20 protein-coding genes and 1 tRNA gene are annotated in these 24,634 nt (G+C 60.3%); 12 read left to right on the forward strand and 9 right to left on the reverse strand.

Translation table 11 applies throughout. The annotated features are described in order from the left end of the window. Nucleotides 1-78: 78 nt before the first annotated feature. The 3 genes from PMW70_RS05695 to PMW70_RS05705 are packed head-to-tail and all read right to left on the reverse strand — an operon-like array spanning nucleotide 79 to nucleotide 4,307. On the reverse strand, nucleotides 79-2,637 hold the full coding sequence (locus PMW70_RS05695; protein ID WP_271744127.1) for a homocysteine S-methyltransferase family protein: 2,559 nt from the start codon (nucleotides 2,635-2,637) through the stop codon (nucleotides 79-81). A gap of 9 nt (nucleotides 2,638-2,646) precedes the next feature. Then, nucleotides 2,647-3,435 (reverse strand): hypothetical protein, encoded by a 789-nt coding sequence (locus tag PMW70_RS05700; RefSeq protein ID WP_117563616.1) that lies wholly within the window; start codon nucleotides 3,433-3,435, stop codon nucleotides 2,647-2,649. After that, nucleotides 3,435-4,307, reverse strand: coding sequence for a methylenetetrahydrofolate reductase (locus PMW70_RS05705; RefSeq protein ID WP_117805959.1), 873 nt, complete (start codon nucleotides 4,305-4,307; stop codon nucleotides 3,435-3,437). Before PMW70_RS05705 ends, PMW70_RS05700 begins: the two co-directional genes overlap by 1 nt. 426 nt (nucleotides 4,308-4,733) lie before the next feature. Between PMW70_RS05705 and PMW70_RS05710 the strand changes: the two genes are divergently transcribed. Beyond that, nucleotides 4,734-6,821 carry a glutamine synthetase III family protein gene (locus PMW70_RS05710; protein ID WP_117757412.1) on the forward strand — a complete coding sequence of 696 codons (2,088 nt, stop codon included), beginning with the start codon at nucleotides 4,734-4,736 and terminating at the stop codon, nucleotides 6,819-6,821. A gap of 448 nt (nucleotides 6,822-7,269) precedes the next feature. Here PMW70_RS05710 and PMW70_RS05715 read toward each other — a convergent pair. The 4 genes from PMW70_RS05715 to PMW70_RS05730 all read right to left on the reverse strand — a co-directional run bounded on the left by PMW70_RS05715 (nucleotide 7,270) and on the right by PMW70_RS05730 (nucleotide 11,790). Then, nucleotides 7,270-7,346, reverse strand: a tRNA-Glu gene (locus PMW70_RS05715). Nucleotides 7,347-7,447: 101 nt separating this feature from the next. Next, nucleotides 7,448-9,625, reverse strand: a complete 2,178-nt coding sequence (locus PMW70_RS05720; protein ID WP_271744128.1) for a MurT ligase domain-containing protein — start codon at nucleotides 9,623-9,625, stop codon at nucleotides 7,448-7,450. A gap of 45 nt (nucleotides 9,626-9,670) precedes the next feature. Further along, nucleotides 9,671-10,714: a hypothetical protein gene (locus PMW70_RS05725; protein WP_271744129.1), complete on the reverse strand. Its 1,044-nt coding sequence runs from the start codon at nucleotides 10,712-10,714 to the stop codon at nucleotides 9,671-9,673. Continuing rightward, nucleotides 10,714-11,790, reverse strand: a complete 1,077-nt coding sequence (locus PMW70_RS05730; protein WP_089572774.1) for a hypothetical protein — start codon at nucleotides 11,788-11,790, stop codon at nucleotides 10,714-10,716. Before PMW70_RS05730 ends, PMW70_RS05725 begins: the two co-directional genes overlap by 1 nt. Nucleotides 11,791-12,290: 500 nt before the next feature. On the opposite strand from PMW70_RS05730, the gene PMW70_RS05735 reads away from it, so the two are divergent. From PMW70_RS05735 to PMW70_RS05760, 6 genes are all read left to right on the forward strand, one after another. After that, a complete protein-coding gene (locus tag PMW70_RS05735; RefSeq protein ID WP_271744130.1) occupies nucleotides 12,291-13,514 on the forward strand; it encodes an iron-containing alcohol dehydrogenase in 1,224 nt (407 codons plus the stop codon). Nucleotides 13,515-13,597: 83 nt separating this feature from the next. Continuing rightward, nucleotides 13,598-14,698, forward strand: coding sequence for a glycerol dehydrogenase (locus tag PMW70_RS05740; protein ID WP_117635909.1), 1,101 nt, complete (start codon nucleotides 13,598-13,600; stop codon nucleotides 14,696-14,698). A 147-nt stretch (nucleotides 14,699-14,845) separates the two neighbouring features. After that, nucleotides 14,846-15,913: a glycerol dehydrogenase gene (locus PMW70_RS05745; RefSeq protein WP_271744131.1), complete on the forward strand. Its 1,068-nt coding sequence runs from the start codon at nucleotides 14,846-14,848 to the stop codon at nucleotides 15,911-15,913. 151 nt (nucleotides 15,914-16,064) lie between these two features. Continuing rightward, on the forward strand, nucleotides 16,065-17,318 hold the full coding sequence (locus PMW70_RS05750; RefSeq protein ID WP_271744132.1) for a 4Fe-4S binding protein: 1,254 nt from the start codon (nucleotides 16,065-16,067) through the stop codon (nucleotides 17,316-17,318). A 114-nt stretch (nucleotides 17,319-17,432) separates the two neighbouring features. Next, nucleotides 17,433-18,509: a redox-regulated ATPase YchF gene (gene ychF / locus PMW70_RS05755; protein WP_271744133.1), complete on the forward strand. Its 1,077-nt coding sequence runs from the start codon at nucleotides 17,433-17,435 to the stop codon at nucleotides 18,507-18,509. Nucleotides 18,510-18,550: 41 nt separating this feature from the next. Further along, nucleotides 18,551-18,904 (forward strand): DUF1648 domain-containing protein, encoded by a 354-nt coding sequence (locus PMW70_RS05760; protein WP_271744134.1) that lies wholly within the window; start codon nucleotides 18,551-18,553, stop codon nucleotides 18,902-18,904. A gap of 9 nt (nucleotides 18,905-18,913) precedes the next feature. Here PMW70_RS05760 and PMW70_RS05765 read toward each other — a convergent pair whose 3' ends face one another. Then, complete coding sequence (locus PMW70_RS05765) at nucleotides 18,914-19,303, reverse strand: hypothetical protein (protein ID WP_118080962.1); 390 nt, start codon at nucleotides 19,301-19,303, stop codon at nucleotides 18,914-18,916. 76 nt (nucleotides 19,304-19,379) lie between these two features. On the opposite strand from PMW70_RS05765, the gene PMW70_RS05770 reads away from it, so the two are divergent. Beyond that, complete coding sequence (locus tag PMW70_RS05770; RefSeq protein WP_055251052.1) at nucleotides 19,380-19,598, forward strand: helix-turn-helix domain-containing protein; 219 nt, start codon at nucleotides 19,380-19,382, stop codon at nucleotides 19,596-19,598. 321 nt (nucleotides 19,599-19,919) lie between these two features. Here the strand turns inward: PMW70_RS05770 and PMW70_RS05775 are convergent, their stop codons facing one another. Next, complete coding sequence (locus PMW70_RS05775; RefSeq protein ID WP_055309953.1) at nucleotides 19,920-20,933, reverse strand: asparaginase; 1,014 nt, start codon at nucleotides 20,931-20,933, stop codon at nucleotides 19,920-19,922. Between the two features lie 267 nt (nucleotides 20,934-21,200). Between PMW70_RS05775 and guaA the strand changes: the two genes are divergently transcribed. The 4 genes from guaA to PMW70_RS05795 all read left to right on the forward strand — a co-directional run bounded on the left by guaA (nucleotide 21,201) and on the right by PMW70_RS05795 (nucleotide 24,627). Further along, a complete protein-coding gene (guaA, locus tag PMW70_RS05780; protein ID WP_035136929.1) occupies nucleotides 21,201-22,799 on the forward strand; it encodes a glutamine-hydrolyzing GMP synthase in 1,599 nt (532 codons plus the stop codon). 211 nt (nucleotides 22,800-23,010) lie between these two features. After that, entirely contained in the window at nucleotides 23,011-23,181 is a 171-nt protein-coding gene (locus PMW70_RS05785) for a type II toxin-antitoxin system RelB/DinJ family antitoxin (protein WP_271744136.1), read from the forward strand. Between the two features lie 86 nt (nucleotides 23,182-23,267). After that, on the forward strand, nucleotides 23,268-24,086 hold the full coding sequence (locus tag PMW70_RS05790; RefSeq protein WP_271744137.1) for a KAP family P-loop NTPase fold protein: 819 nt from the start codon (nucleotides 23,268-23,270) through the stop codon (nucleotides 24,084-24,086). Nucleotides 24,087-24,171: 85 nt separating this feature from the next. Then, nucleotides 24,172-24,627 (forward strand): hypothetical protein, encoded by a 456-nt coding sequence (locus PMW70_RS05795; protein ID WP_271744138.1) that lies wholly within the window; start codon nucleotides 24,172-24,174, stop codon nucleotides 24,625-24,627. The last annotated feature ends 7 nt before the right edge of the window (nucleotides 24,628-24,634 follow it).

Consider the following 24,634-nt stretch of genomic DNA (forward strand, 5'->3'; position numbering starts at 1 on the left):
AGTCTTATCTATTCTAACGTGCCGCACGTGCCAAGTGGCGCGTGCGGCACGTTTTGGTGCTCGGTTGTTTCCGTTGTGTTACTTCCCAAAGACCTCTTCGGCGATACGAGCGCTCTCGGCGGCGTCCTTGGCGTAGTAGTCCGCGCCGATTTGCTTGGCGTATTCGGGGGTGAGCACGGCGCCGCCCACGATGATCTTGACGCCCGGAACCTCGGCATGGAGCAACTTGATGGTCTCTTCCATGGCGACGACCGTGGTGGTCATAAGCGCCGAGAGGCCGACGAGCTTGATGTCACGCTCCTGCACGGTCTTGAGCACCTCTTGCGGGTCGACATCGCGGCCTAGGTCAAAGACGGTGTAGCCGTAGTTGTCGAGCAGCATCTTGACGATGTTCTTGCCGATATCGTGGATGTCGCCCTTGACGGTGGCCACGCAGATCTTGCCCTTGTCGGCGATCTCGCCGGCGGGCATCAGGCGCTTGATGGTGTCGAAGCCCACGCGTGCGGCTTCGGCCGAGGCCATGAGTTGCGGCAAGAAGAACTTGCCCTGGTCAAAGAGGACGCCCACCTCGTCGAGAGCGGGGATAAAGTGGTTGTTGATAAGGTCCATGGCGTCGTGGTCTGCCAGCAGACGCTCGGTCTCGGCAGCGATCTCGCCTTTGCGGCCCGAGACGACCATGCGACGAATCGGGTCGTCGTTGCCGTCGGTGCCGGCGGTGCCGGCAGCGGGCACGGTGTCGGTCGATGCGGCCTGAGCTGCTGCCGGGTTGGCGGCGATCTTATACGGATCGGTCCAGCCGGCATAGCGCTCGATGTATCCGGTCGAGCCCTCGTCCTCAACGCTCAGGACGCGATAGCTGTAGACGGTGTCCATAAAGCGCTTGGAGCCCGGGTTCATGATGGGGGCATCGAGGCCCGCGCCAAAGGCGGCGGCCAAAAAGACCGAGCCCAGCAGCGGGCGGGCAGGCAGACCAAAGCTGATGTTCGACACGCCGAGCGCGCATTTGACGCCCAGGCGCTCCTTGCACAGGGACATGGCGCGCAGGATCTGCTCGGCCTGGCGTTGATTGGTCGAGGCGGTCATGACCAGGCAGTCGATGAGGATACGGTCCGGGCCGATGCCGTAGCGGGCAGCCTCGGCCACGATGCGCTCGGCGATGGCAAAGCGGGCCTCGGCGGTATCGGGGATGCCGCCTTCGTCGAGCGTAAGGCCGACAACGTTGGTGCCGTAGTGGGCGACCAGCGGGAAGATCTCGTCCATGATCTGCTGCTTGCCGTTGACCGAGTTGATGATGGGCTTGCCGGCGTAGCGACGTACGGCGGCCTCGACGGCGGCGGGGTCGGTGGAGTCGATCTGCAGCGGCAGCAGCGTGGAGCCTTGGAGCTGCTCGGTGGCCTGTTGGATAATCTTGACCTCGTCGATCTCGGGCAGGCCCACGTTGACGTCCAGGATGTCGGCGCCCTGCTCCTGCTGGCTGATGCCCTGGCTCACGACGTAGTCCAGGTCGCCGTCGCGCAGGGCTTGCTGCAGGCGCTTTTTGCCGGTGGGATTGATGCGCTCGCCGATGACGGCGATCTTGTGACCGTCACAGGGAAGGTCCACGACCGTCTGGGCGCTCGTGACCGACATGCTGGGCTTGCGGTGGTGCGGGCTGGGCGTGTGGTTATCGATAAGCGTGCGCAAGGCGGCCATGTGCGCCGGCGTGGTGCCGCAGCAGCCGCCCACGACGCTTACGCCGTCCTCAATCATACCGGCGACGGCCACGGCGTACTCGGGCGCCTGGATATCAAAGACGGTGTTGCCGTCGTCGTCCACGTGGGGCAGTCCTGCGTTGGCCTGCACTATAACGGGCTTGTCCGTAACGGTGAGCATGCGAGCGGCGAGTCCTCGGAGCTCGGCCGGTCCCTGGCTGCAGTTGATGCCCAAAACGTCGGCGCCGATGGCATCGAGCGTGATGGCGGCAACCTCGGGACTCGTGCCCAGGAAGGTGCGACCGTCTTCCTCAAAGGTCATGGTGGCAAAGACGGGCAGGTCGGAGTTCTCGCGGCAGGCGAGGACGGCCGCCTTGATCTCGGCAAGGTCGGTCATGGTCTCGATAATAAAGAGGTCCACGCCCGCATCGACGCCGGCGCGCACTTCCTCGGCAAAGAGGTCGTAGGCCTCGTCGAAGCTGAGGGTGCCCAGGGGGCGAAGCAGCGCACCGATGGGGCCGATGTCGCCGGCGACGTAATGGGCACCGGCCGCGCGGGCGCAAGAGACCGCGGCGGCAAAGACATCTGCCACGGTGGCGGCGCCATCGAGCTTGTGCGCGTTGGCGCCAAAGGTGTTGGCGGTGATCACGTCACAGCCTGCCTCGACATATTGACGTTGGATATCGGTGATGACCTGGGGCTCCTCAAAGTTGAGCAGCTCGGGCAGGGCGCCCGCCTTCATGCCAGCGGCCTGCAACATGGTGCCCATGCCGCCGTCAAACAGCAGGTGCCCGGTGCCCTTGATGGCGGCGCGCAGACGATCGTCCTTAATGCGAAGGTCGTCGATCGTGCGCGTCTTGTACACAGCGCCGTTGCAGCGCGCAGTATTGACAGGTGCCGCCAGTGCAGTACCGTCAGAATCATGAGTGATAAGCGGAGTAGACATCGATGGCTCCTAATGGCTGGAATAGCAGGTGGTGTGGGCGGCGTGGAAGCGGCAGTGCTCACGCATGCGGCAGATATTGCAGGTGGGGCGGCTCTGGGCGTCGTGGACCTCGCCGTCAAACAGACCGATCACCGCGGTCACGCTCTTGGTGGGCATGAGCAGGCTGGTGGGGGTAACGGTAAGCCCGATGAGCCGTGTGGCGTTGAGCGCAGCCACGATTGAGCGCTGGGCCGAGAGCGGGCAGTCGCCATAGCCGGGACTAAAGCGCCAGTTACCGGCGAGCCCGTGTGCAGCGGCCGCAGCCTTGACCTGCTGGTCCATCTGCTCGACGGCGGCTTCTACATAGGCAGAGCATGCGGCGTCGAGCACGGCTCCCTCCAGGGGCTGCTGGGCTCCCGTGGTACGCAGGCGGCGCTCGGCGTCCATGCCGAGGGTGCATGCCATGAGCGCGGCAAAGCGGGCGTCTTTGAGATGTCGATAGATGTCGCGACCGCGCAGCTCAACGTTGGTGCCAACCAGACGGATGCAAGGCTCTCCCTGCTCGTCCACGCCCGTGGCATCGACGGTAAACACGCGCCGCACGCCGCGGGGCTCAATGTCCAGCTCAAGGCGCTCGACCACAAGCTCAATACGTCGTGACAGCTCGGGCTCAATCTGCTGGCCGCCGTAACCCAGATACCGCAGCATCTCGGCACGGTCGACACGGGGATGGTGCGCAGCATCGACACGGTAAAGCGCCGGCGACGCAAGGTCGGCCGGCACTTCGACAGCGGTTGTATCGATGTGCGGTTTTTCCATTACCCCAGGCGCTCCATAATGGTCGCGGCGATCGCAGGACGATTCATAGTGTACAGGTGCAGACCGGCGGCACCGTGCTCCTTGAGGTCGCAAAGCTGACGGGCGGCATAATCTACACCGGCTGCCTGCAGGCTCTCGGGGTCGTTCTCGTACTTGGCGAGAATCTTGATGACGGGGGAGGGCAGTGACGCGCCGCACATAAAGACCATGCGGCTGATCTGCGACTTGCCCATAAACGGCATGATGCCCGCGGTAATGGGCACGGTGATGCCGGCCTTGTCGGCAAGCTCGCGAAAACGATAGAAGCACTCGTTATCAAAAAAGAGCTGCGTCACAAAGAAGCTCGCGCCGGCGTCCTGTTTTTGCTTGAGGTGTTCGACCGAGAGGTTGAGATCCTCGCAGGCAATGTGGCCCTCGGGGTAGGCTGCGGCACCCACGCAAAAGCCGGCGTCGACGAGCTCGGGGATGAGGTCGCGGGCGTAGGCGTAGTCGGAGGCGGGCTTGTCGTCCTCGGTCGCGCCGGCAGGGAGATCGCCACGCAGGGCCAGGATGTTTTCCACGCCGGCGGTGCGGTACTCATCGATCTTGGCGGCGATATCGGCGTGGGTACGGCCCACACAGGTGAGGTGCGCCACCGAGGGCGTATCGAATTCGCTCGTAATCATATGCGCGATGGGGGCGGTGGTGGCGCCGTTGCCCGAGCCGCCAGCCGAGCAGGTGACCGAGACAAAGCTCGGCGAAAGCTTGCACAGATTGCCTGCCACTTCGCGAGCCGTGTCGAGGGTAAGCTCGCCCTTGGGCGGGAACATCTCAAACGAAACGGGTGCAGTGCCCTGGGAAGCTGCCTGCTTAAAAACCTCGTCGACGCGCATATCGTGCTCCTTTAGATACGTAATAGTGTGATGTGTTGTAAGGATTCTACAGCACCACTGTGTCACGGTGGAGTTTCACTCGCTATTTGAGGATACTAATCAAAGATGCCTTGCTATCGGCTTTATCTATAACAGAGCGGCTAATCTAGGCACGGACTATAAAGACTGGTATCTGATGCGAAATACCAGTCAATTTAGCCCCGTCCTAAATTGACTACCCTTAAACCATGCGGGGAGGTCTGCAATTTATACAGTTCATTGGCTGTTAAGGGTGGCAATACTGCCGCGATGCGGTAACCTCATTGATTGGTTTCGCGACAGCAACACAACGGTAATGTCGCGGAAACACGGCGAGCCTAAGCTATGACTCGTTCGTTAGTAATCAACACCGCTTCTCACGCGGTGCCGATACGAAGGGAGTTCCGTATGGCCGATCTTACTGACCGCTTCGGGACCATGGTGTTCTCTGAGGAAGTCATGAAGGACTACCTCCCCAAGGACATTTGGAAGCGCCTTGCCGCAACCCTCGAGGAGGGTGAGCCGCTCGACCTGGATGTGGCCAACGCCGTCGCTCACGCCATGAAGGTTTGGGCCATCTCCAAGGGTGCTACGCACTACGCGCACTGGTTCCAGCCGCTTTCGGGCATTACTTCCGAGAAGCACGATAGCTTCCTCGAGCCCAACCACGACGGCACCGCCATTACCAAGTTTACGGGCAAAAACCTCATTCAGGGCGAGCCGGACGCCTCCAGCTTCCCCAACGGCGGCCTGCGTGCCACCTTCGAGGCCCGTGGCTACACCGCTTGGGATCCCACCAGCCCCGCATTCATTAAGGACGATGTCCTGTGCATCCCCACAGCTTTCTGCTCCTACACGGGCGAGGCCCTGGACAAGAAGACCCCGCTGCTGCGCTCCATGACCGCGCTCTCGCGTGAGTCCAAGCGCGTTTTAGCGCTGTTTGGCAAGACCCCCAAGAAGGTCGTTCCTTCCGTGGGCGATGAGCAGGAGTACTTCCTGATCAAGAAGGACGCTTACCGCAAGCGCAGGGACCTGGTCATCACCGGTCGCACCCTCTTTGGCGCTGCTCCCTGCAAGGGCCAGGAGCTCGAGGAGCACTACTTTGGCGCTATCCGTCCCACCGTCTCGTCCTATATGAAGGACCTGGACGATGAACTGTGGGCGCTTGGCATTCCTGCCAAGACCAAGCACAACGAGGTCGCTCCCTGCCAGCATGAGCTCGCCCCTGTCTACGGCGAGGTCAACGAGGCCATCGACCAGAATCTGGTCATGATGGAGAAGATGAAGCTCATCGCCTCCCGCCACGACTTGGTCTGCCTGCTGCACGAGAAGCCCTTCGAGGGCATCAACGGTTCGGGCAAGCACAATAACTGGTCGCTTGGCACCGAGTCCGAGAACCTGCTCGACCCGGGCGACACCCCGCTCGACAACCTGCAGTTCATCGTCTTCCTCACCGCGGTGATCGAGGCCGTCGATAACTATCAGGAGCTCCTGCGTGCCTCCGTTGCCTCGGCCGGCAACGATCATCGTCTGGGCGCCAACGAGGCTCCTCCGGCGATTATGTCCATCTTCCTGGGCGACCAGCTTACCGAGGTCGTCGAGAAGATCATCGATGGCAAGGCTTCCGTCCATGCCACGCGCGGCGTGCTCGACCTGGGCGCCGATACCCTGCCCAAGCTGATGCAGGACAACACCGACCGCAACCGTACCTCCCCGTTCGCCTTCACCGGCAACAAGTTCGAGTTCCGTGCCTGCGGCTCCGAGCAGAACGTCTCCGACTCCAACCTGGTGCTCGATGCTGCCGTGGCCAAGTCGCTCAAGTCTTTCGCCGACGCACTCGAGGGTACGCCCGAGGATAAGTTCCAGGACGCCGCGCTCGAGTACTGCAAGAAGGTGCTGACCGATCACCAGCGCATCCTGTTCTCCGGCGACGGTTACTCCGACGAGTGGCCCATCGAGGCCGAGAAGCGCGGCCTTGCCAACAACAAGACCACGGCCGACGCTCTTCCCGCCTTTGTTTCCGATAAGGCCATTGCGCTCTTTGAGGAGACGGGCGTCCTGACCAAGGCCGAGGCCCAGTGCCGCTATGACTGCAAGCTCGAGAAGTACAACAAGCTCATGAACATCGAGGCTACCACGATGGTTCGCGAGGCGCGTCGTACCTATCGCCCGGTCATTACCGCCTATGCCACCAAGGTCGCTAAGGGCCTTGAGACTATTCGTGCCGCCGGTGCTGAGGCCGCCATGCAGTGCGAGCAGAACACGCTCAACAAGCTCTGCAATGGTATCACCGCCATCAACGACTCCATTAAGGCGCTCGACGCCGTGCATCAGAAGGCCGAGGCTCTCGATGGCCAGGAGCAGGCCAACGTGTATGCACACGAGGTCGTTCCCGCTATGGATACGCTGCGCGCCGCCGTGGATGCCATGGAGGAGATCGTGGCCGCCGACTACTGGCCGGTTCCGACCTACGACGACATCCTGTTCTACGTGTAGAGCGTAACTGACATATCGTCACGGTATTGAGCCGGGGTCCGCATCGCGCGGGGCCCGGCTATTTGTTTGCGAAGGACGCTTTGGATCCCGCTTTGCAACTGATTCGCCCACGCAATAAGGGGTCGTGGGCAAAAAACGTCAAATATGAGTACTGTCACAAGCCCTGTAGCATTATCTTTTTGCAAAATATGCAGTGTTACGCAACATATGTCCAAGTACTTAGCTGATAAATGCCTGCAATTCCTCCGCCGTAGGACGCCTTGTGTCCAAATCGCCTTCTGATGGCATGAAATCGCTGTTACTAAATTGGTAACAGTACTCATATTTGCTATTTTTTGTCCACGGGCCCTTGGATGACAGTGTGATTTTATGCCTTCGGGGTTCGAATCCCGGCGTATGGGTAGCAAAAAGCCCGCTACCGAATTGGTAACGGGCTTCTCAGATTCTGTGGTGCCCCCAGCGGGATTCGAACCCGCGATATCCACCTTGAAAGGGTGGCGTCCTTGGCCGCTAGACGATGGGGACAGCGGGAAAGAGTATAGCAGACTTTTTTGCCGGCGCGTATATCGTTGGCAAACTGGAAAACCACCACAAAGGTATCTGTCCCCTTTGTGGTGGTTGGGGCGTTAGGGGAGGAGCTTCATGGCGGCGTCGTGGGCGGCGTGCTCGTAGGTGTCGTCGAGGGGTTTGAGCGGCAGCAGAGCGTTGGCCTGTGCGTCGCCGCGGCGCTCGAGGGCGTGCGCGATGAGCCAGTCGGCGAGTTCGGGATTCTTGGGTAGCGCCGGGCCGTGCAGGTACGTGCCGATGACACCCTTGTAGGTGAGACCCTCAAATCCATCGTCGCCGTTGTTGCCGGTGCCCGTGACGACGGACGTTCCGAGCGGCGTGGCATCGGCGTCCAAAAGCGTGCGGCCACCGTGGTTCTCGAATCCCACAAAGGGCTCGGGTGCCAGGTCGGTCTTGACGGCGACGTTGCCGATCAGGCGGTCGGAGCCGCGTACGGTCTCGGCGGCAATGACGCCCAGGCCCTCTATGCGTTTTTCGCCCATATAGTACGAACGGCCGAGCAGCTGATAGCTGCCGCAGATGGCGAGCAGCGAACCGCCGTCCTCAACATAGGCTGCGACCTTGTCTTTTTGGGCGAGAAGCTCGTGTGCCACGGCTAGCTGGTCGCGATCGGATCCGCCGCCCATCATGACGATATCGGCATCATGCAGATCGAGCACCTCGCCCATGCGGACCTCATCCACGCGAACGGGGATGCCGCGCCAGGCGCAGCGGCGCTCGAGGGCGATGACGTTGCCGCCGTCGCCATAGAGGTTGAGGGCATCGGGATACAGGTAGACGATGCGCAGCGGGCGCGAGAGCTCGACTGGCGCGATACCGACAGGAAGAGCGCTGCCGTCGGCACGGACTGCGGCGCGGGCAGCAACCGTGGCTGCATCGGCACCCTTCAGCCCGTCGAGTTCTTTGACCAGCGGCGGGAAGGCCGTGTAGTTGGCGACGGCGTAGAAGGTGTCATCGGCGGCCTCGTCTGCCATGGCGCCAATTGCCTGCGCGACGTCCGAGATAATCGCGGCATCGATGCCGGCGTACTTGAGGCGCACCTGCATGTCGTGCGCGCGCGTGCCGCCGGCAAAGGCGACAAGACCCGGCGTGTCGGCGATGCGCTCGAAGTCGACGTCGTAGATCCACGAGACATCGTGGCCGTCGGCGTCGTTGTCATTGAGGAAGAAAGCGCAGAGTCTGCCGCCTGCCGTCTTGATGGACTGGATTTGTCGATCGAAGCCTACGGGATTCTTGGCCAGGTTGGCCTCGACGGTGCGGCCGGCGATATCCCAGCGCCCCATACGACCGCCGGCAGGCACATAGGCATCGAGCGTAGGCTGTAGAAGCGCCGTGTTCACGCCCAACTCGTGTGTGGCAAAGAAGGCGGCGGCAACGTTATAGACCATGTACAGACCGTTGTAGCGCGTGGCGATATGCGTTGCGGGTGCGTCGGTATCGGGTCCAAAGACAAGGTCAAAGCCGTAGCCGTCGCAGCCGAGTTCCACGCCCGTCACGCGACGGACAAGCGCAGGGCGGGCCCAGCCGCACGAGGGGCAATGGTAGGCGCCGAGTTGACCATACTGTACGTAGTCGTACTCCAACGGGGCGTTGCACTGCGAGCAAAAGCGCGAGTCGCTAATGCGGTCGGACTCGGTGCCCGTGGCGCCATCGATGCCAAAGGCAATACTCGCGTTGGGAACGCGCGCGGCAATCGAGGCGCACAGCGGGTCGTCGGCGTTGTAGATGAGCGTCGTTGCCGGCGAAAGCTCCAACGCGTGGGCGATGACCTCCTGGGTGTGATCGATCTCGCCATAGCGATCTAGCTGGTCACGGAACAGGTTGAGCAGCACGAAGTACGTCGGCTTGAGCTTGGGCAGGACGCGCACAGTGTAGAGCTCATCGCATTCAAAAACGCCTACGCGCTTGCTGCTGGCGGTTCGCTTAAGGTTGCCGCGGGCCTCGAGCAGAGCGCCCACCACACCAGGCTCCATATTGTTGCCGGCACGGTTGCACACCACGGTAGCACCGCTGGCAGCAACGGCGTCGGCGATGAGGTTGGAGGTGGTGGTCTTGCCGTTGGTGCCGGTGATCACCACGCTGCGGTCGACCAGGCTCGCGAGGTCGCTTAGCAGCTCGGGGTCGATCTTCATGGCGATGCGGCCGGGGAGTACGCCGCCCTGGCGCTTAAGGACGGAGCGCAGCCCCCAGCGGGCGATATCGCTCGAGGCACAGGCGAGAGATGAGCGGAAGTTCATGAAGCCGTTCCTAACGTGAATGACATGGTCGTGGCGTTTGCGCCGTTAAAAGCCGTAACGGCGCACAAATTCCTGGGCAAGCTGCGATACATCTTCGCAGGCGTTGGCCCAGGGGGCAAAGTCGGGGGTGTCCGAGATGATGCCGTCGGCTTCCCAAACTGCCTGATGCGAAAGGTCCCAGGGGTCGTGCGGTTCGGGCCGGCAGGGAAGGTACGGTGTCTGATACATGGGGTTCAGCAAAAAGAACGCGCCGCCCTCGCAACGGTTAGCGAACTCACGCAGCGCGCGCGTCGCCGGGCGCATCTTGTTTGTTTTGAACAGCAGAATCGTGCGGGCGAGCAGGTACCAAGGAGAGTTTTCGAGTGCGTCTGCCCCCATCTGTTCCTCGAGCTGGTGGGCTAGGGCAAAAAAGCCGTCCTGGTCTTCCAGGCGAGCGAGAGCGAGCAACACGGTGCCGGCAGCTCGGGTGGGATAGCCTTCTGCCTTAAGGACGCGGCGGGCGTAGTTGGCAGCAGCGCGGTAGCGGGCGCTTGCCATGCACAGCTGCGAGATGGCCTCGACTGTGTGGAGCCACCCGATAAGGGCCGGCTCGCTCACGGTAAGGTCCGCTGCGGTGACACCGTCGGCCAAAACATTATTGGCCCAGTAGTGTGGGGCCTCCATGTCGAACCCGGGCACGCTTTGCCGCAGGTAATCGGTCGTGGTCGCTTCGAGCTTCATCAGGTCGCCCAGGCAGGCGTCGACGGGTGTGTCCGCCAAAATGATGGCGAGCAGCTGGGCATCGACCGCCAGCGCATCGACGCGAACGATCTTGAGCAGCTCATCGCGCATATCGTCGAACAGGCGGTTGCGCGTCTGCTCAAACTCCTCGTCGCTGCCCATGTCCTCGATGCGATGGAGCTCGTCGAGCAAATGACGATGCACGCCGGCATAGGAAAGCAGCGCCTGCGCATGCTCGGTCTGCGCGTACTTTTGAGGGTTAACGCTCACGTCGTTATGGACAAGTTCGCGTGCTGCATCGGTGAGTTCGGGGTGCGACGCAACGTAGGCGCGCTCCAGGTAGGCGGGGATGTAGACGCTCGGATCCATTAGAGGTCTCCTCCCTTAAACGGCAGGCCCTGCTCGGCCGCCCGCAGGATGCGCTCGTCGATCTGGGAACGCACGATATCGTTGGTGGCGACCCAGGCGGCGAAGCTGGCGTTGTCGGGGGCGCCCAAGCCCTCCTGCAGTACCGGCGTCGCCTCGGACAGCGCAAGGACAAGCTCGTCGGTAGAGCCCACACCCACGTTGACGCGGGCATAGACGCCATCGGGAAACTCGGTTTGGAAGTAGAGTGCCTCGGCCGCGTGCGGGCACGAGCGTGCAAGGATGCGCAAGTAGTGCTCGGCACCCTCGTAGTCCAGCTCGCGCCAGGCTGCGCTCATCAGTGCGATGAGCGTCCACGGGTCCAAGTCGCGCTCCGCGTCCTTGGGACGACGACGCAGCGGCGTGTTGGCGAGATAGGGGACGGAGTGGGCAGAGCGAAAGCGCTTGAGCTCCTCGGCAGGGTATTCGAGCTTCGCCATGGCGAGCATCGCGGTGTGGCGGACGCCGGCCGGATCGTTGGGGGCAAAGTCGAGGCTGCGGTTTGCAGCTTCGAGCGACATGCGATAGCGTCCGCTAATGAGGGCGCGCGATGCAAGGGCGGCAAGCCAGCGCAGGTAGGGGCGGCGCATAAGGTCGCCCGCGGCCTCGCGCTCATAGGGGTCCTGCGCCGAGGCGATCTTGAACGCCAGGTCATGCTCGACTTCATCGCGCTTGGATACCAGGTACTGTACGTATTCCTCGTTGGAGTCGGCGGTGAGGGCCGTCAGCATGCGCTGGGCATCCCAGTTGGTCGGATCGAGCGCGGCGGCCTCGCGAAGCATGTTCTCGGCAGCGGCCTCTTCCTGCTCGGCTTGGGCATCGTCGGGGATAAAGGGAATGCGGTAGTCGACAGCCTCGACCACCTTGGCAATCAGATGTCCGGCGCGGTCGCGATCATGCACGATGAGCGGTGCGGGGTTGCGGGTGAATTGTTCCATCAGACGCTCTACGGCGGTGCCATCGGTGAGCGGGATATTGTCGCGGCGCAAGGCCTCAAGAACGAGGCGATGGCAATCCTCTTGAATGGGATCGAATGCCATGGGGCCTCCTTTGCTGCGGTTAGGGTTCAAATGTCTCTATATAAGGTTCTAGTTTACCCGCATGTGGCACACCGGGGGTGTCGCACTTGGACTTGCACCTTTGCACCACGAAGACGGATGTCGCACAAATGTCGGCACCTTGGACGACCGAGTGGTATCACGGTGCCGCAAACGGTCGATTTTTGGCGGCGAACGGTGCATATTTTGGAGGGGCACAGTCCTGCCCAGGATATGTAGTCAACCTTGATAAAACGTTTGCCCAGCTTGGGAGTATGAATGCCGCACAAGGGTCTTCAGGGATAGAAAAAACGTTTCATCATTGGCGGCTTTAGGTGAATAACTGACCAACCAGAACGGTAAAATAGTGTTTGTCTGAGCGTTGAGACGTTTAGACATCGCGCATTGTCATCGCCGGCAACGCGCAAACCGGTCCTAACGGAGCCAATTGGGTGCTCCGTTATATACGCAAGTCTAAGAGGGGCTTGTTTAGGAGGCACAGTATGGGACGTTTTACCAATCCTCGCGATCTGTACTTTGGTGAGGGCGCTCGCCACGAGGTGAAGAACCTCAAGGGCAAGAAGGCCATCATCGTTTCTGGCGGCAGCTCTATGCGCCGCGGCGGGTTCCTGCAGGACGTCGAGAACGACCTTAAGGAAGGCGGTTTCGAGGTCAAGCTGTTCGAGGGCGTCGAGTCCGACCCGTCCATCGAGACGGTCATGAAGGGCGCCGAGGCCATGCGCGAGTTCGAGCCCGACTGGATTATCGCCATCGGTGGCGGCTCGCCCATCGATGCCGCTAAGGCCATGTGGGTCTTCTACGAGTATCCCGAGGAGTCCTTCGATAACATCATCCAGCCGTTCAGCTTCCCGGAGCTGCGTCAGAAGGCTCATTTCTGCGCCATCTCCTCTACCTCCGGCACCGCTACCGAGGTTACCGCGTTCTCCGTCATTACCGACTACGCCAAGGGCATCAAGTACCCGCTGGCCGACTTCAACATCACCCCTGATGTCGCCATCGTCGACCCCGAGCTCACCTACACCATGCCCGCCAAGCTGTGCGCTCACACCGGCATGGATGCTCTGACCCACTGCATGGAGGCCTACGTTTCCACCTGCGCCTCTATGTTCACCGACGCCAACGCCCTGCACGGCATCCGCGAGATCGTCGAGTGGCTGCCCAAGTCCTATGCTGGCGACCATGAGGCCCGTCAGCACATGCACGAGGCTCAGTGCATCGCCGGTATCGCCTTCTCCTCGGGCCTGCTCGGCATCGTTCACTCCATGGCTCACAAGACCGGTGCTGCCTTCGAGAACGGCCACATCATCCACGGTGCCGCTAACGCCATGTACCTGGGCAAGGTTATCCAGTGGAACTCCAAGGACCCGCGTGCTGCTGAGCGTTACGCTTACGTGGCCAAGGAGATCCTGCACCTTCCCGGCGAGACCAACGAGGAGCTCATCGCTGCGCTCGTCCAGAAGATTCGCGACCTCAATGACCAGCTCAACATTCCGCAGTCCATCAAGGATTACGCGAATGGTGGCGTGAAGGTCGACGCCGAGAACCCGCAGATGGTTTCCGAGGATGAGTTCCTCGCCAAGCTGCCCGAGATCGCTGCGAACGCCGAGACCGACGCCTGCACGCCCGAGAACCCGCGTGAGACCAAGGCTGCCGACTTCGAGAAGATCCTCAAGGCCTGCTACTACGACACCGACATCGATTTCTAATCGACTCTTGTTATCGTAACGAGGGGCTCCGCACGTATCCGTACGGAGCCCCTTTCTTTTTTCTTTTAGAGAATGGGATAGTTATGGCTGCAATTTTCAATAGCCCCAGCAAGTACATCCAGGGTCCGGACGAGCTCGCCAAGCTCGGCTCCTATGTCGAGCCGCTCGGCGCTAAGGCCCTCGTCATCGTGACGCCTTCGGGCAAGAAGCGCGTCGGTGCCAAGATCGAGGGTGGTTTTGCCGAGGCTAAGGCCGAGCTGCTGTTTGAGGACTTTAACGGCGAGTGCTCCAAGAGCGAGGTCGATCGCCTGGTTGCGCTCGCGCGCGACAACGGCTGCGACATCATCGTCGGCGTCGGTGGCGGCAAGATCCTCGACACCGCCAAGGCCGTCGCCTACTACCTGGAGTCCCCGGTCATCATTTGCCCCACCATCGCTTCGACCGATGCCCCGTGCTCGGCGCTCTCCGTGCTCTATACCGATGACGGCCAGTTCGATAAGTACCTGTTCCTTAAGGCGAACCCCAATATCGTTCTTATGGATACGACGGTTATCGCGGCGAGCCCGGTACGCCTGACGGTGGCAGGTATGGGCGATGCGCTCGCAACCTACTTTGAGGCCCAGGCGACGCACGATGCCGACGGTGGCACCTGCGCTGGTGGCAAAGGCGGCATGGCCGGTCTGGCGCTTGCCAAGCTCTGCTACGAGACGCTTATGGCCGATGGCGTCAAGGCCAAGGTCGCGCTGGAGAAGGGTGCGCTCACGCCTGCCGTCGAGCATATCATCGAGGCCAATACGCTGCTTTCGGGCATTGGCTTTGAGAGCTCGGGCCTTGCTGCTGCTCATGCCATCCACAATGGCCTGACGATGCTGCCCGAGTGCCACGGCATGTATCACGGCGAGAAGGTCGCCTTTGGCACCATCGTTCAGCTGGTACTCGAGGATGCTCCGACTGAGAAACTCGAGGAAGTCTTGGGCTTCTGCATTGAGCTGGGCCTGCCGGTCACGATGAAGGAACTTGGCGTTGCCGAGCTTACGCGCGAGCAGGCCATGATTGTTGCCGAGGCCGCCTGCGCGCCCGATGACACCATGTGCAACATGCCGTTTGAGGTGACGCCCGAGATGGTCGCAAACGCCATCCTGGGTGCCGACGCGCTGGGTCACTACTACCTTATGGATGAGTAAATCAAGCTAAGGAAGGGGCAAAGCCAGCAGACGGCTTTGCCCCTTTTTGCTATGGTGCAAACCAACCTGACCCCATCGCACCAAGTTGGTGCAAAGGGGGCAGGTTACTTTGCACCAATCGTTGTTTGATGAAGGGCGGATTCTCGTATGGCGCTTCCTATGGTTTACGGCGGTCCCGGTCGGTATGTTCAGGGGCCGGGCGAACTTTCGCGTCAGGGCAGGTATTTGTCATGGTTGGGCTGCGCTGCCTATGTCTTATTTGACCAGGGCACCGAGGATCGGCTGTGCAGGCAGATCGTCGATGGATTTCTGGATGAAGATCTAAGCGAGCCGTTCTTTAAGATTTACAACGGTCCGTGTACGGAAGAGGCTGTTGCCGAAATGGCTAAGGAAGCCCAGGCTGAGTATTGCGACATGGTGGTGGGCATTGGCGGCGGCAAGATGCTCGATATCGCCAAGGCAGTAGCGTTTTATGCCGAGTTGCCGTTGTGCGTATGCCCCACGGCGGCTTCGATGGACGGTCCGTGCAGTGCGATTTCGGTGCTGTATCACGAGGATGGGTCGTTCGACCGCTACCTGATGCTCGAGAAGAATCCAGATCTGGTCGTGGTCGATACCAACGTGGTCGCAGCGGCCCCACTGCGTATGACGGTCGCTGGTATGGGCGATGCGCTGGCAACGTACTTCGAGGCGCGTTCGTGTGCCGCGGCGCACGGCGCCAACGAGCACGGTGGCGCGCCGGGGCACTTGGCCCTGGTCGCGGCTCGTGCCTGCTATGACACACTTATGGAGTGCGGCGTCGCTGCCAAGCGCGATCTCAAAAAGGGGCGTACATCGCCAGCGGTTGAGCGTCTGATCGAGTGCAATATTCTGCTTTCGGGCGTTGGCTTTGAGAGTGGCGGTTTGGCGCTGGCGCATGCGATCGCCAACGGCCTGACGATTCTGCCCGAGTGCAAGGCCATGCATGGTGAGGCCGTGGCATTTGGCCTGGTGGTTCAGCTTCGTTTGGAGCGTGCTCCCGAGCTTGAACAGGTGCTCGAGTTTTGCCAGCGCGTCGGCCTGCCGACGACGCTCGAGGATCTGGGCCTTGGCGAGATTTCCGATGCCGACCTGCAGAGTGTTGCAAATGCGGCCTTTAGAAACGAGCGTAATATGGCCAACGAGCAGGCCAAGGTGACCAAACAAAAGCTCGTGCAGCTCATGTGCGAGGCATAGTTTGGCGCTTGATTGACCTTGTGCAATCGAGGCGGCGATAGGCCATAGGCTATTTGTCCCAAAGGTGCTCCGCGTGTAATTTGCTCGAGGCACGGGCCGATGGCGTATCATTATCTCTTGCTTGTTTGCACTGCTCAGGGAGGGGCCGCGCATGGCGCAGGAACACGATCTGTTTGATGACATTATCGAAATCAGCAAGGGTTTCGACTTTCTTAAAAACCCGCTTGGCGGTGTGACCGACGCACTCGATCCGTCGGCGCCGCAGTGGAATCCTGCCGACTACAAGGAGCGTCCGCGCGGCAACACCATTCCGTGCCTGACCTGCAAAAACGAAAAGAGCGGCTGCACCGCGTGCATGGATGTGTGCCCGGTCAACGCTATCGAGGTCGAGGAAGACGCCATCGAGATCCTCGACTCCTGTCGCAAGTGCGGCCTGTGCGCCGCTGCCTGTCCGACCGAGGCGATCATCTCGCCGCGCCTGGCGCCCAAAAACCTTTACGACGACATTGTCTCTGCAGCTACGAGCCACGAGACCGCCTACGTCACTTGCACGCGCGCCCTCAAGCGCATGCCGCGCGAAAACGAGGTCGTCGTCGCCTGCGTGGGCGATATTACGGCCGAGACCTGGTTCTCGGTGCTGGCCGACTATCCCAACGTGAGCGTGTACCTGCCGTTGGGCGTGTGCGATAAGTGCCGCAACACCGGTGGCGAGGATATTCTGGGCGAGGCCATCGCCACCGCCGAGGAGTGGGCCGGTACGGGCATGGGCCTGGAGGTCGACCCCAAGAGCCTCAAATGTCATAAGCGCCGCGAGTACGAGCGCAAGGAGTACATGGATAAGATTGCCCGCACCACGGGCCTGACGGTGACCAAGCTCAATCCGGCAACGGCGGCGCTGGCCTCGGTGACGCAGAAGTTGAAGGCCCACCGTCACCAGATCACGCAGCTTGAGCGTACGCTCAACACCATGTGCGGTACCACGTCGGCCAAGCGTCGCCGTTTGCTCACGCACGGGCGCCAACTGGTGCTCTCGACGTTGCAAAACCACCCCGAGCTTGCCCAGAACATGCAGGTGAGCACGCCGGAATGCGATTTTGACAAGTGCACGTCGTGCGGCGAGTGCGTCAACGTGTGCCCCACGTTTGCCTGTGACCTGGTGGGAAGCGGCCGCTTTGCACTGGAGTCCACGTATTGCCTAGGCTGCGGAGCCTGCGTCAAGGTGTGCCCCGAGCATGCGCTTAAGTTGGTTGAACATGATGCATCCAACCTGGTCGTCGTCGATCCCGAGGCCGAGGAAAAGGCCGCCCAGAAGGCTAAGGCCCACGAAGAAGCCCAGAAGGTCAAGGCTGAGGCGAAGGCCAAGCTCGACAAGATGCTCGATCAGGTGGAGAAACTCGCGGACTAGTCAGCGACCCCTATCTCTGCTTCATTCGTGCCGCCGTGGCGTCCGGGTTAGCCCAGATGCTGCGGCGGCGCTATACTTATGCAGTTTGAAGTACCTGTACCAAAAGGAGCTGTCGTGTCCCTTTCCATCGGTATCGTGGGCCTGCCCAACGTGGGCAAGTCGACGCTGTTCACCGCGCTTACCAAAAAGACCGGCCTTGCCGCCAACTACCCGTTCGCCACGATCGACCCCAACGTGGGTATCGTCGATGTGCCCGATAGCCGCCTGCAAAAGCTCGCCGACATCGTTAACCCGGGTCGCATCGTGCCGGCGACGGTCGAGTTCGTCGACATCGCTGGCCTGGTGAAGGGTGCCAACGAGGGCGAGGGCCTGGGCAATCAGTTCCTGGCCAACATTCGCGAGACCGACGCCATCTACGAGGTCGTGCGCTACTTTAAAGACCCCAACGTCATGCGTGAGGTGGGCCGCACGGGCGAGTTCGTCGATCCCGCCGGTGACGCCGATACCATCATGACCGAGCTCATCCTGGCCGACATGGGCACGCTCGAGAAGCAGCTGCCCAAGCTCGAGAAGGAGGCCAAGCGCGACAAGGAGCTCATGCCCAAGTTCGAGGTCGCCAAGCGTCTGCTTGCCTGGCTCAACGAGGGCAAGCGCGCCGCGTCCATGGAGATGACCGACGAGGAGCGCGCCGCTGCCAAGGGCCTGTTCCTGCTCACTATGAAGCCCATCCTGTATGTGGCCAACGTGGACGAGGATATGCTCAACGACGATCTGGCGCCCATCGATGGTGTTAAGCCGCTGCCCATCTGCGCCAAGATCGAGGCCGAGCTTTCCGAGCTCGATCCCGAGGACGCCGCCGACTACCTGGAGAGCTTGGGCTTGGAGCAGCCCGGCCTGGACGTGCTCGCACAGGCGGCCTATAAGCTGCTTGGCCTGCAGTCGTTCTTTACGGCCGGCGAGATGGAGGTCAAGGCCTGGACGGTTCGTCAGGGCGCGACCGCCCCGCAGGCCGCCGGCGTCATCCACACCGACTTTGAGCGCGGCTTTATTAAGGCCGAGGTCATTGGCTATGACGACTACATCGAGCTCGGCGGTGAGCAGGGCGCCAAGGCCGCCGGCAAGCTGCGTATTGAGGGCAAGGACTATGTCATGGCCGATGGCGACGTCGTGCACTTCCGCTTTAACGTGTAAGGATGACGCGCATGTTTAAATATGGTAAAAAAGCCGGCTACATGGGTATTGCACTGCTCGTACTTGCGGTGATTCCGCTGGTGGTCGCAGCGTGTGTTATCCCCAACATTGGTCCCGAGTTGGCAACAAAGTTTAATGCCGCCGGCGAGGTGACGCGCTGGGGCAAGAGTTACGAGTTGCTGGCACTGCCGGTGCTCAACCTGCTGCTGAGCGTGGCGACGTACTTTACGGCAGGACGCCAGGCTAAAAACAATGATGACTCCGCCGCCATGGCGCGCATCGTGTGTGAGCGCTACCTGCGTAACGGTTGCATCACAGGTGTGTTCCTCAACGTGGTCAACGTTTACTTTATGTACTCGGCGATTACCGGAACGGGCTTTGGCTTTGGTTTCTAGCCTGTCCTTTTAGGCAACGAGCCTGCACGCATATTCAAGGGCTGCTGCGAGGCCGCCGCTCGATCGTGGTTTAAAGACCATGTCGGCGGCGGCCTCGTTTTCGTATCCGGCGCCGCGAAGGGCGAGTGCGATACCGGCTTCCAGGAGAAGGGGCAGACCACGTTGGCTGGTTGCGATTACGGCAGCCTGATTGAGCGAGCAGCTGTGCGCTTGGCATTGGATGGCAAGTTCACCTTGCGCCGGGCAAGGGACCAGAACGGCGGCGACGCGACTTGATAGCAATGCAAATGCTGTGCGCTCATCGGGCGAAAGGCATTCGGCTTCAACGACGACGAGCTTGGGCGGTGCGCTGTTTGTGCGAAGCATGGCTCGGTACATGCGGACCGAAGAACCCGACATAGAAAACTCCTGTGTATTCGTTTAAACGTAAACTATAGTTTACGTTTTTGTTCAGCTCCATTTCAAACTCGGCTGCATGGACGAACGTGCGAAACAGATTCTTGGCAAGCGAGTCGAGCAGACGCGCAGGGACCTTGGTATCTCCAAGGTCGATTTTTGTGTGGCGACAGGAATCAGCCGACCCTACCTCGACCGAATCGAAGATGGGACGGCAAATTTCACGCTCAAGGTTCTATTTAAGATCGCGCCCGCACTCGGCATGACGGTGTCAGAGCTTCTCGAGGGGATCGAATAGGGCGTTCCCCCGCTGTATTTGACGCTCTTTGGGCGGGTCCCCCTGGTTGCGATGTGCAAAATCGCGAGTATTCAGCACCAGTTCGGCCGTAGATGGTAGCTCGAGCGGCTGGCTTTGCCTTTTTGACAGTAGATAATCCACACTCTAAATAAAAATGAGGAATAAATATTTACTAGACGGACCCTTCGTCCTAAAAGTTCGTCTAATAATCGGCCGATTCTATGCCTCCGGAGGAGAAATTGCAGAATACTCCGATTTTTGCACGGCCCGAGGGGGACCACCTGTCGTTTAAGGCTGCGATAAGTGGAGCTGCCTTAGGGATTACGCCATCGGGATGCGGTCGTGGTTGACTTGGCTGTAGAACAGGCGCTGGATCTCGGCGGCATCGCGTGACTGGCCGAGCGCCCACATGGTCTTGGCCACGAGCGTCTCGGTGGTCATGTCGTCGCCGCGCAAAATGCCCGGATGATCGGCGTAGGCACGGCCGACCTCATAAACACCCAGGTCAAGGCCCTCTTCGGGGACCTGCGTGGTCATAACGACGGTGCGGCCCGAATCGACCCAGCGGAAAATCGCCTCTTGGAACGACTCGCCCGACTCGCCAAACTCGGGGATACCGCCAATGCCAAAGGTCTCCAGGATTACAGCATCGTAGCTGTCGGCAAGGGCGTCCAGGATACCCGGGTTCACGCCAGGCGTTAGCTTAAGGACAAATACGCGCGGGTCGATGCTGTCGTAGAAACGCACCGGGTTTTCGCCCTGATGCGTGCCGTGAAGCCCGTTGCGCACGATGCGGTCGTTGCGGATATAGGCGATAGGCGGATAGTTGACGCTAATGAACGCGTTAAAGCTCATGGTGCGCTGTTTGCGGGCGCGCGTGCCGGCAATGGCTACGCCGCCAAACACGATCGAGACGTCGTGCGAGTGCTCGTCGAGCGCATAAAGCAGGCTCTGGTACAGGTTGAGCTTGGCGTCGGTAAAGGGATTGCCCATGGGCTTTTGCGAGCCGGTGAGTACGATGGGCTTGGGGCTGTCCTGAATCAGATAGGAAAGCGCCGCCGCGGTGTAGCTCATGGTGTCGGTGCCGTGCAGAATCACGAAGCCGTCGTGGTCGGCATAACCCTCGACGATGACGTCGCGGATACGCATCCAGTCGCTCGGACGCATATTGGTGCTGTCGATGTTCATGGGCTGCACGACGTCGAGCTCGCAGAGGCCCGAGATCTCGGGGACGCTCTGGGCGAGCTCCTCACCGGTCAGGGCGGGGGAGAGGCCGTTGCCGTCCTCGGTCGATGCGATGGTGCCGCCCGTGGCGATGAGAAGGATGCGCTTCATGCTGGTATTCCTATCGTATTTGCCGCCGCAGAGGCGGAGTCGTTCGGCAGTATTGTGGCACAGGGCGTCCAATGTTCAAACGTAATACATCATCTGTAACGTTTAGTAACACTTCAATTGCCGTCAAATAAGGGCCCAGGTCGTGCGTTTGCCGTGCGCTGATGGCTGCGAGGGACGAGAAACCCCATATAACGTGTACACTATGAAAGTTATTTTCGTTCATTCACGCGGGTGGGCACCGGCTCCCCGCCAACAGGAGGGGAAACCATGGATCAAAAGGCTTCCGCAAAGGTCCTCGTACTCGACTTTGGTGCGCAGTACGGTCAGCTCATTGCCCGTCGCGTCCGCGACCTCAACGTGTATTCCGAGATTGTCCCCTGCGACATCTCGGCCGACGAGATTCGCGAGATGAACGCCTCTGCGCTCATCCTTTCCGGCGGCCCGGCTTCTGTGTATGCCGAGGACGCTCCGTCCATCGACCCCGCCATCTTTGACCTGGGCCTTCCCGTCCTGGGCTTTTGCTACGGCCATCAGATCACGGCCGTGACGCTCGGCGGCAAGGTCGGTCACTCCGAGGTGGGCGAGTACGGCCGCGCCACTATTACGCGCACTGCCGGCGCCAAGCTCTTTAACTCCACGCCCATGGAGCAGACCGTGTGGATGAGCCACCGCGACGCCGTGTCCGAGGTGCCCGAGGGCTTTACCGTTACCGCCAGCACCGACGTGTGCCCGGTTGCCGCCATGGAGTGCGTCGAGCGCAAAATCTTCACCACGCAGTTCCACCCCGAGGTCAAGCATTCCGAGTACGGTCAGCAGCTGCTGAGCAACTTCCTGTTTGAGATCTGCGGCCTGGAGCCCAACTGGAGCATGGACAACCTGGTCGAGACCATGACGGCCGAGTTTCGCGAGAAGGTCGGCGACGACCGCGTGATTCTGGCCCTGTCCGGCGGCGTCGACTCCTCCGTCGTGGCTGCGCTGGGCGCCCGCGCCGTGGGCAAGCAGATGACCTGCGTGTTCATCAACCACGGCCTGCTGCGCAAGGGCGAGCCCGAGCAGGTGGAGGAGGTCTTCACCAAGCAGTTTGACGTCGACTTTATCCACGTCCACGCCGAGGACCGTTATGCCGAGCTTCTGGCCGGCGTGACCGAACCCGAGGAGAAGCGCCGCATCATCGGTACGCAGTTCTGGAAAGAGTTCTTCGCCGTGGCGCAGCAGCTCGAGACCGATGGCAAGCCGGTCAAGTACCTGGCTCAGGGCACCATCTACCCCGACATCATCGAGTCCGGCGCTCGCAAGACGGGCGGCAAGACGGCCACCATCAAGAGCCACCACAACCTGATCCCGTTCCCCGAGGGCGTGCACTTCGACCTCATTGAGCCGCTCGACCACTTCTTTAAGGACGAGGTCCGCGCGCTTGGTCTGGCGCTGGGCCTGCCGGGTCACATCGTGTTCCGCCAGCCCTTCCCGGGCCCGGGTTTGGCCATCCGCATCATCGGTGCGGTCGACAAGGAGAAGCTCGAGATTCTCAAGAATGCCGACGCTATCGTGCGCGAGGAGCTCGACGCCTACAACCAGCGCCTGTTTGAGCAGACCGGCGAGCGCAACTCCGAGCACAGCTGCTGGCAGTACTTTGCGGTCCTGCCCGACATCAAGTCCGTCGGCGTTATGGGCGACGAGCGCACCTATCAGCGCCCGATCATCCTGCGCGCCGTCGAGTCCAGTGACGCCATGACCGCCGATTGGGCCAAGCTGCCCTACGACGTGCTGGCCCGCATTTCCGGCCGCATCGTGGCCGAGGTTCCCGGCGCCAACCGCGTGTGTTATGACATTACGTCCAAGCCGCCCGCGACGATCGAGTGGGAATAGTTAAAATATGTGCAATATACGTGCACGACAACCTAGATAGCACCCATGGCGCGCTGCATCATGGGTGCTATCTTTGTATATGGGAGCGGATCACGGCATATTCCAGTCGCCACGTGACGGATATCCGTCACACCATGACGGATTCCAGGAACATGCCGCCTGCCGCGCGTACAATCGCCGTATTGCGCACACACGAGGCAAGGAGGTCCGCATGGAGACAGTTAACGTCACCGTACGCATGGAGAGGCAGACGAGGGACGACGCTGCGAAGCTCTTCTCGGAGCTCGGCATCAGCACCACCCAGGCGATCAACATGTTCCTCAAGCAGGCCGTGGGGGAGCAGAGGATACCCTTCGAGGTCTGGATTCGCGGCAATTATTGAGGCTGGATGCAAGTGGGACAAACTGAGGCAAACTGGAACGAACTGGAGATAGTTTCTAACTATTGAGTGGGATTAGGGTAAGTAACATGCGAAGAATCGATTCAGCACCTACACGCGACACCCTTGTTAAGCTGCTGCACAACGACGCCCTCGGGAGGAATGGGGATCTCGCCGAGTTTGCCGGGATACTCAAATCCATCGAAGGCGGGTTTTCCCTGTTCGTAGACGCTGATTGGGGAAGCGGGAAGACATTCTTCGTTAGACAGGTGGCCTGTATCCTTGAAGAGGTTAATCCTTTTCTTGAGTCTCACGGAGACCTCGACGGATTGCTTGGTAACAATTGCGAGCTTGCACCCTATACGGAGCTGAACAGCTTCTTGCCCGTATACTACAACGCCTGGGAAAATGACCATTGGGATGATCCGCTGCCTTCGATTGCAGCATCTATAGCCCTCCAAGGCGATGCATGCGCCTCTTTTCGCAGCGACACCGAAGCTGGTGAAAAGATTGCCGGAACACTCGACGCCATATTGGGGGTCTTCGGGCATGGCGGAGCCAGCTCTTTAAGAGACGCTTTTTCGGGCAGAGATTTAATCCAGGCTTATCGCGACAGAGAAACGCTAAGGTCCTCTGTTTCAAACCTGGTGGATGTAGCTCTCCCCGAAAAAGCCAACACATTGCTTCTCATTGTCGATGAGCTCGACCGTTGCCGTCCTTCTTTTGCAATGAAGGTGCTCGAGCAGTTGAAGAATCTGTTTGCAGATGATCGGGTAGTCATCGTATATTCGGTCAACGCCAATCAGCTATCACATGTTGTTGAAGGCACGTATGGGCAAGGTTTTGACGGCCGACGTTACTTGTCGCGTTTCTACGATCTGACTATCCCCCCTAAGAAAAGTCGATAGCTTTAAGCAGCTAGAAGCGAACGGCTTCATAAAAACCTCCAACCGCTTTGACGTAATTGCGTATGAGCTTGCAGAAGCATACGGAATGACGATGAGGGACGCCAACAGGTATCTGACTGAGCTTTTCAGAGTTCGCCCTTTAGTATTGGAAAACCGCGATGGATTTGAAGGCGACTGGGTTCGAGCGTTTGCCGATGCCGGTCTGGTCCCGATTATGCTCGCCTTGAAATTATTTGACGCCGACGCGTTTGCCTCCGTGGTTCAGAAATTTGAAATAGAGCCTCTTTACCATGCGTTCTCTAAGAGCGAAGCGGCGATGGAGTTCATGGATGCAACATGGGGGTCGTATATAAAGTTCGAGGAGGGAAAGATCCCTTCCGACGAAGACAGGGTGAGTGCAAGGCACGAGCTCCTCGAGGCCTTGGTCTACATGATTTGGTGCAAAGACAGAAACAATTCTAAATACCAGCATTCCTATCAAGTTCTCATTAGAAGAAGCTGGGGATTTAACTCGCTCCCGCGTTTAGCAAAGATTATCTAGGAGTAAC

The sequence above is a fragment of the Collinsella aerofaciens genome, assembly GCF_028209625.1.
Classification (GTDB): domain Bacteria; phylum Actinomycetota; class Coriobacteriia; order Coriobacteriales; family Coriobacteriaceae; genus Collinsella; species Collinsella aerofaciens_AM.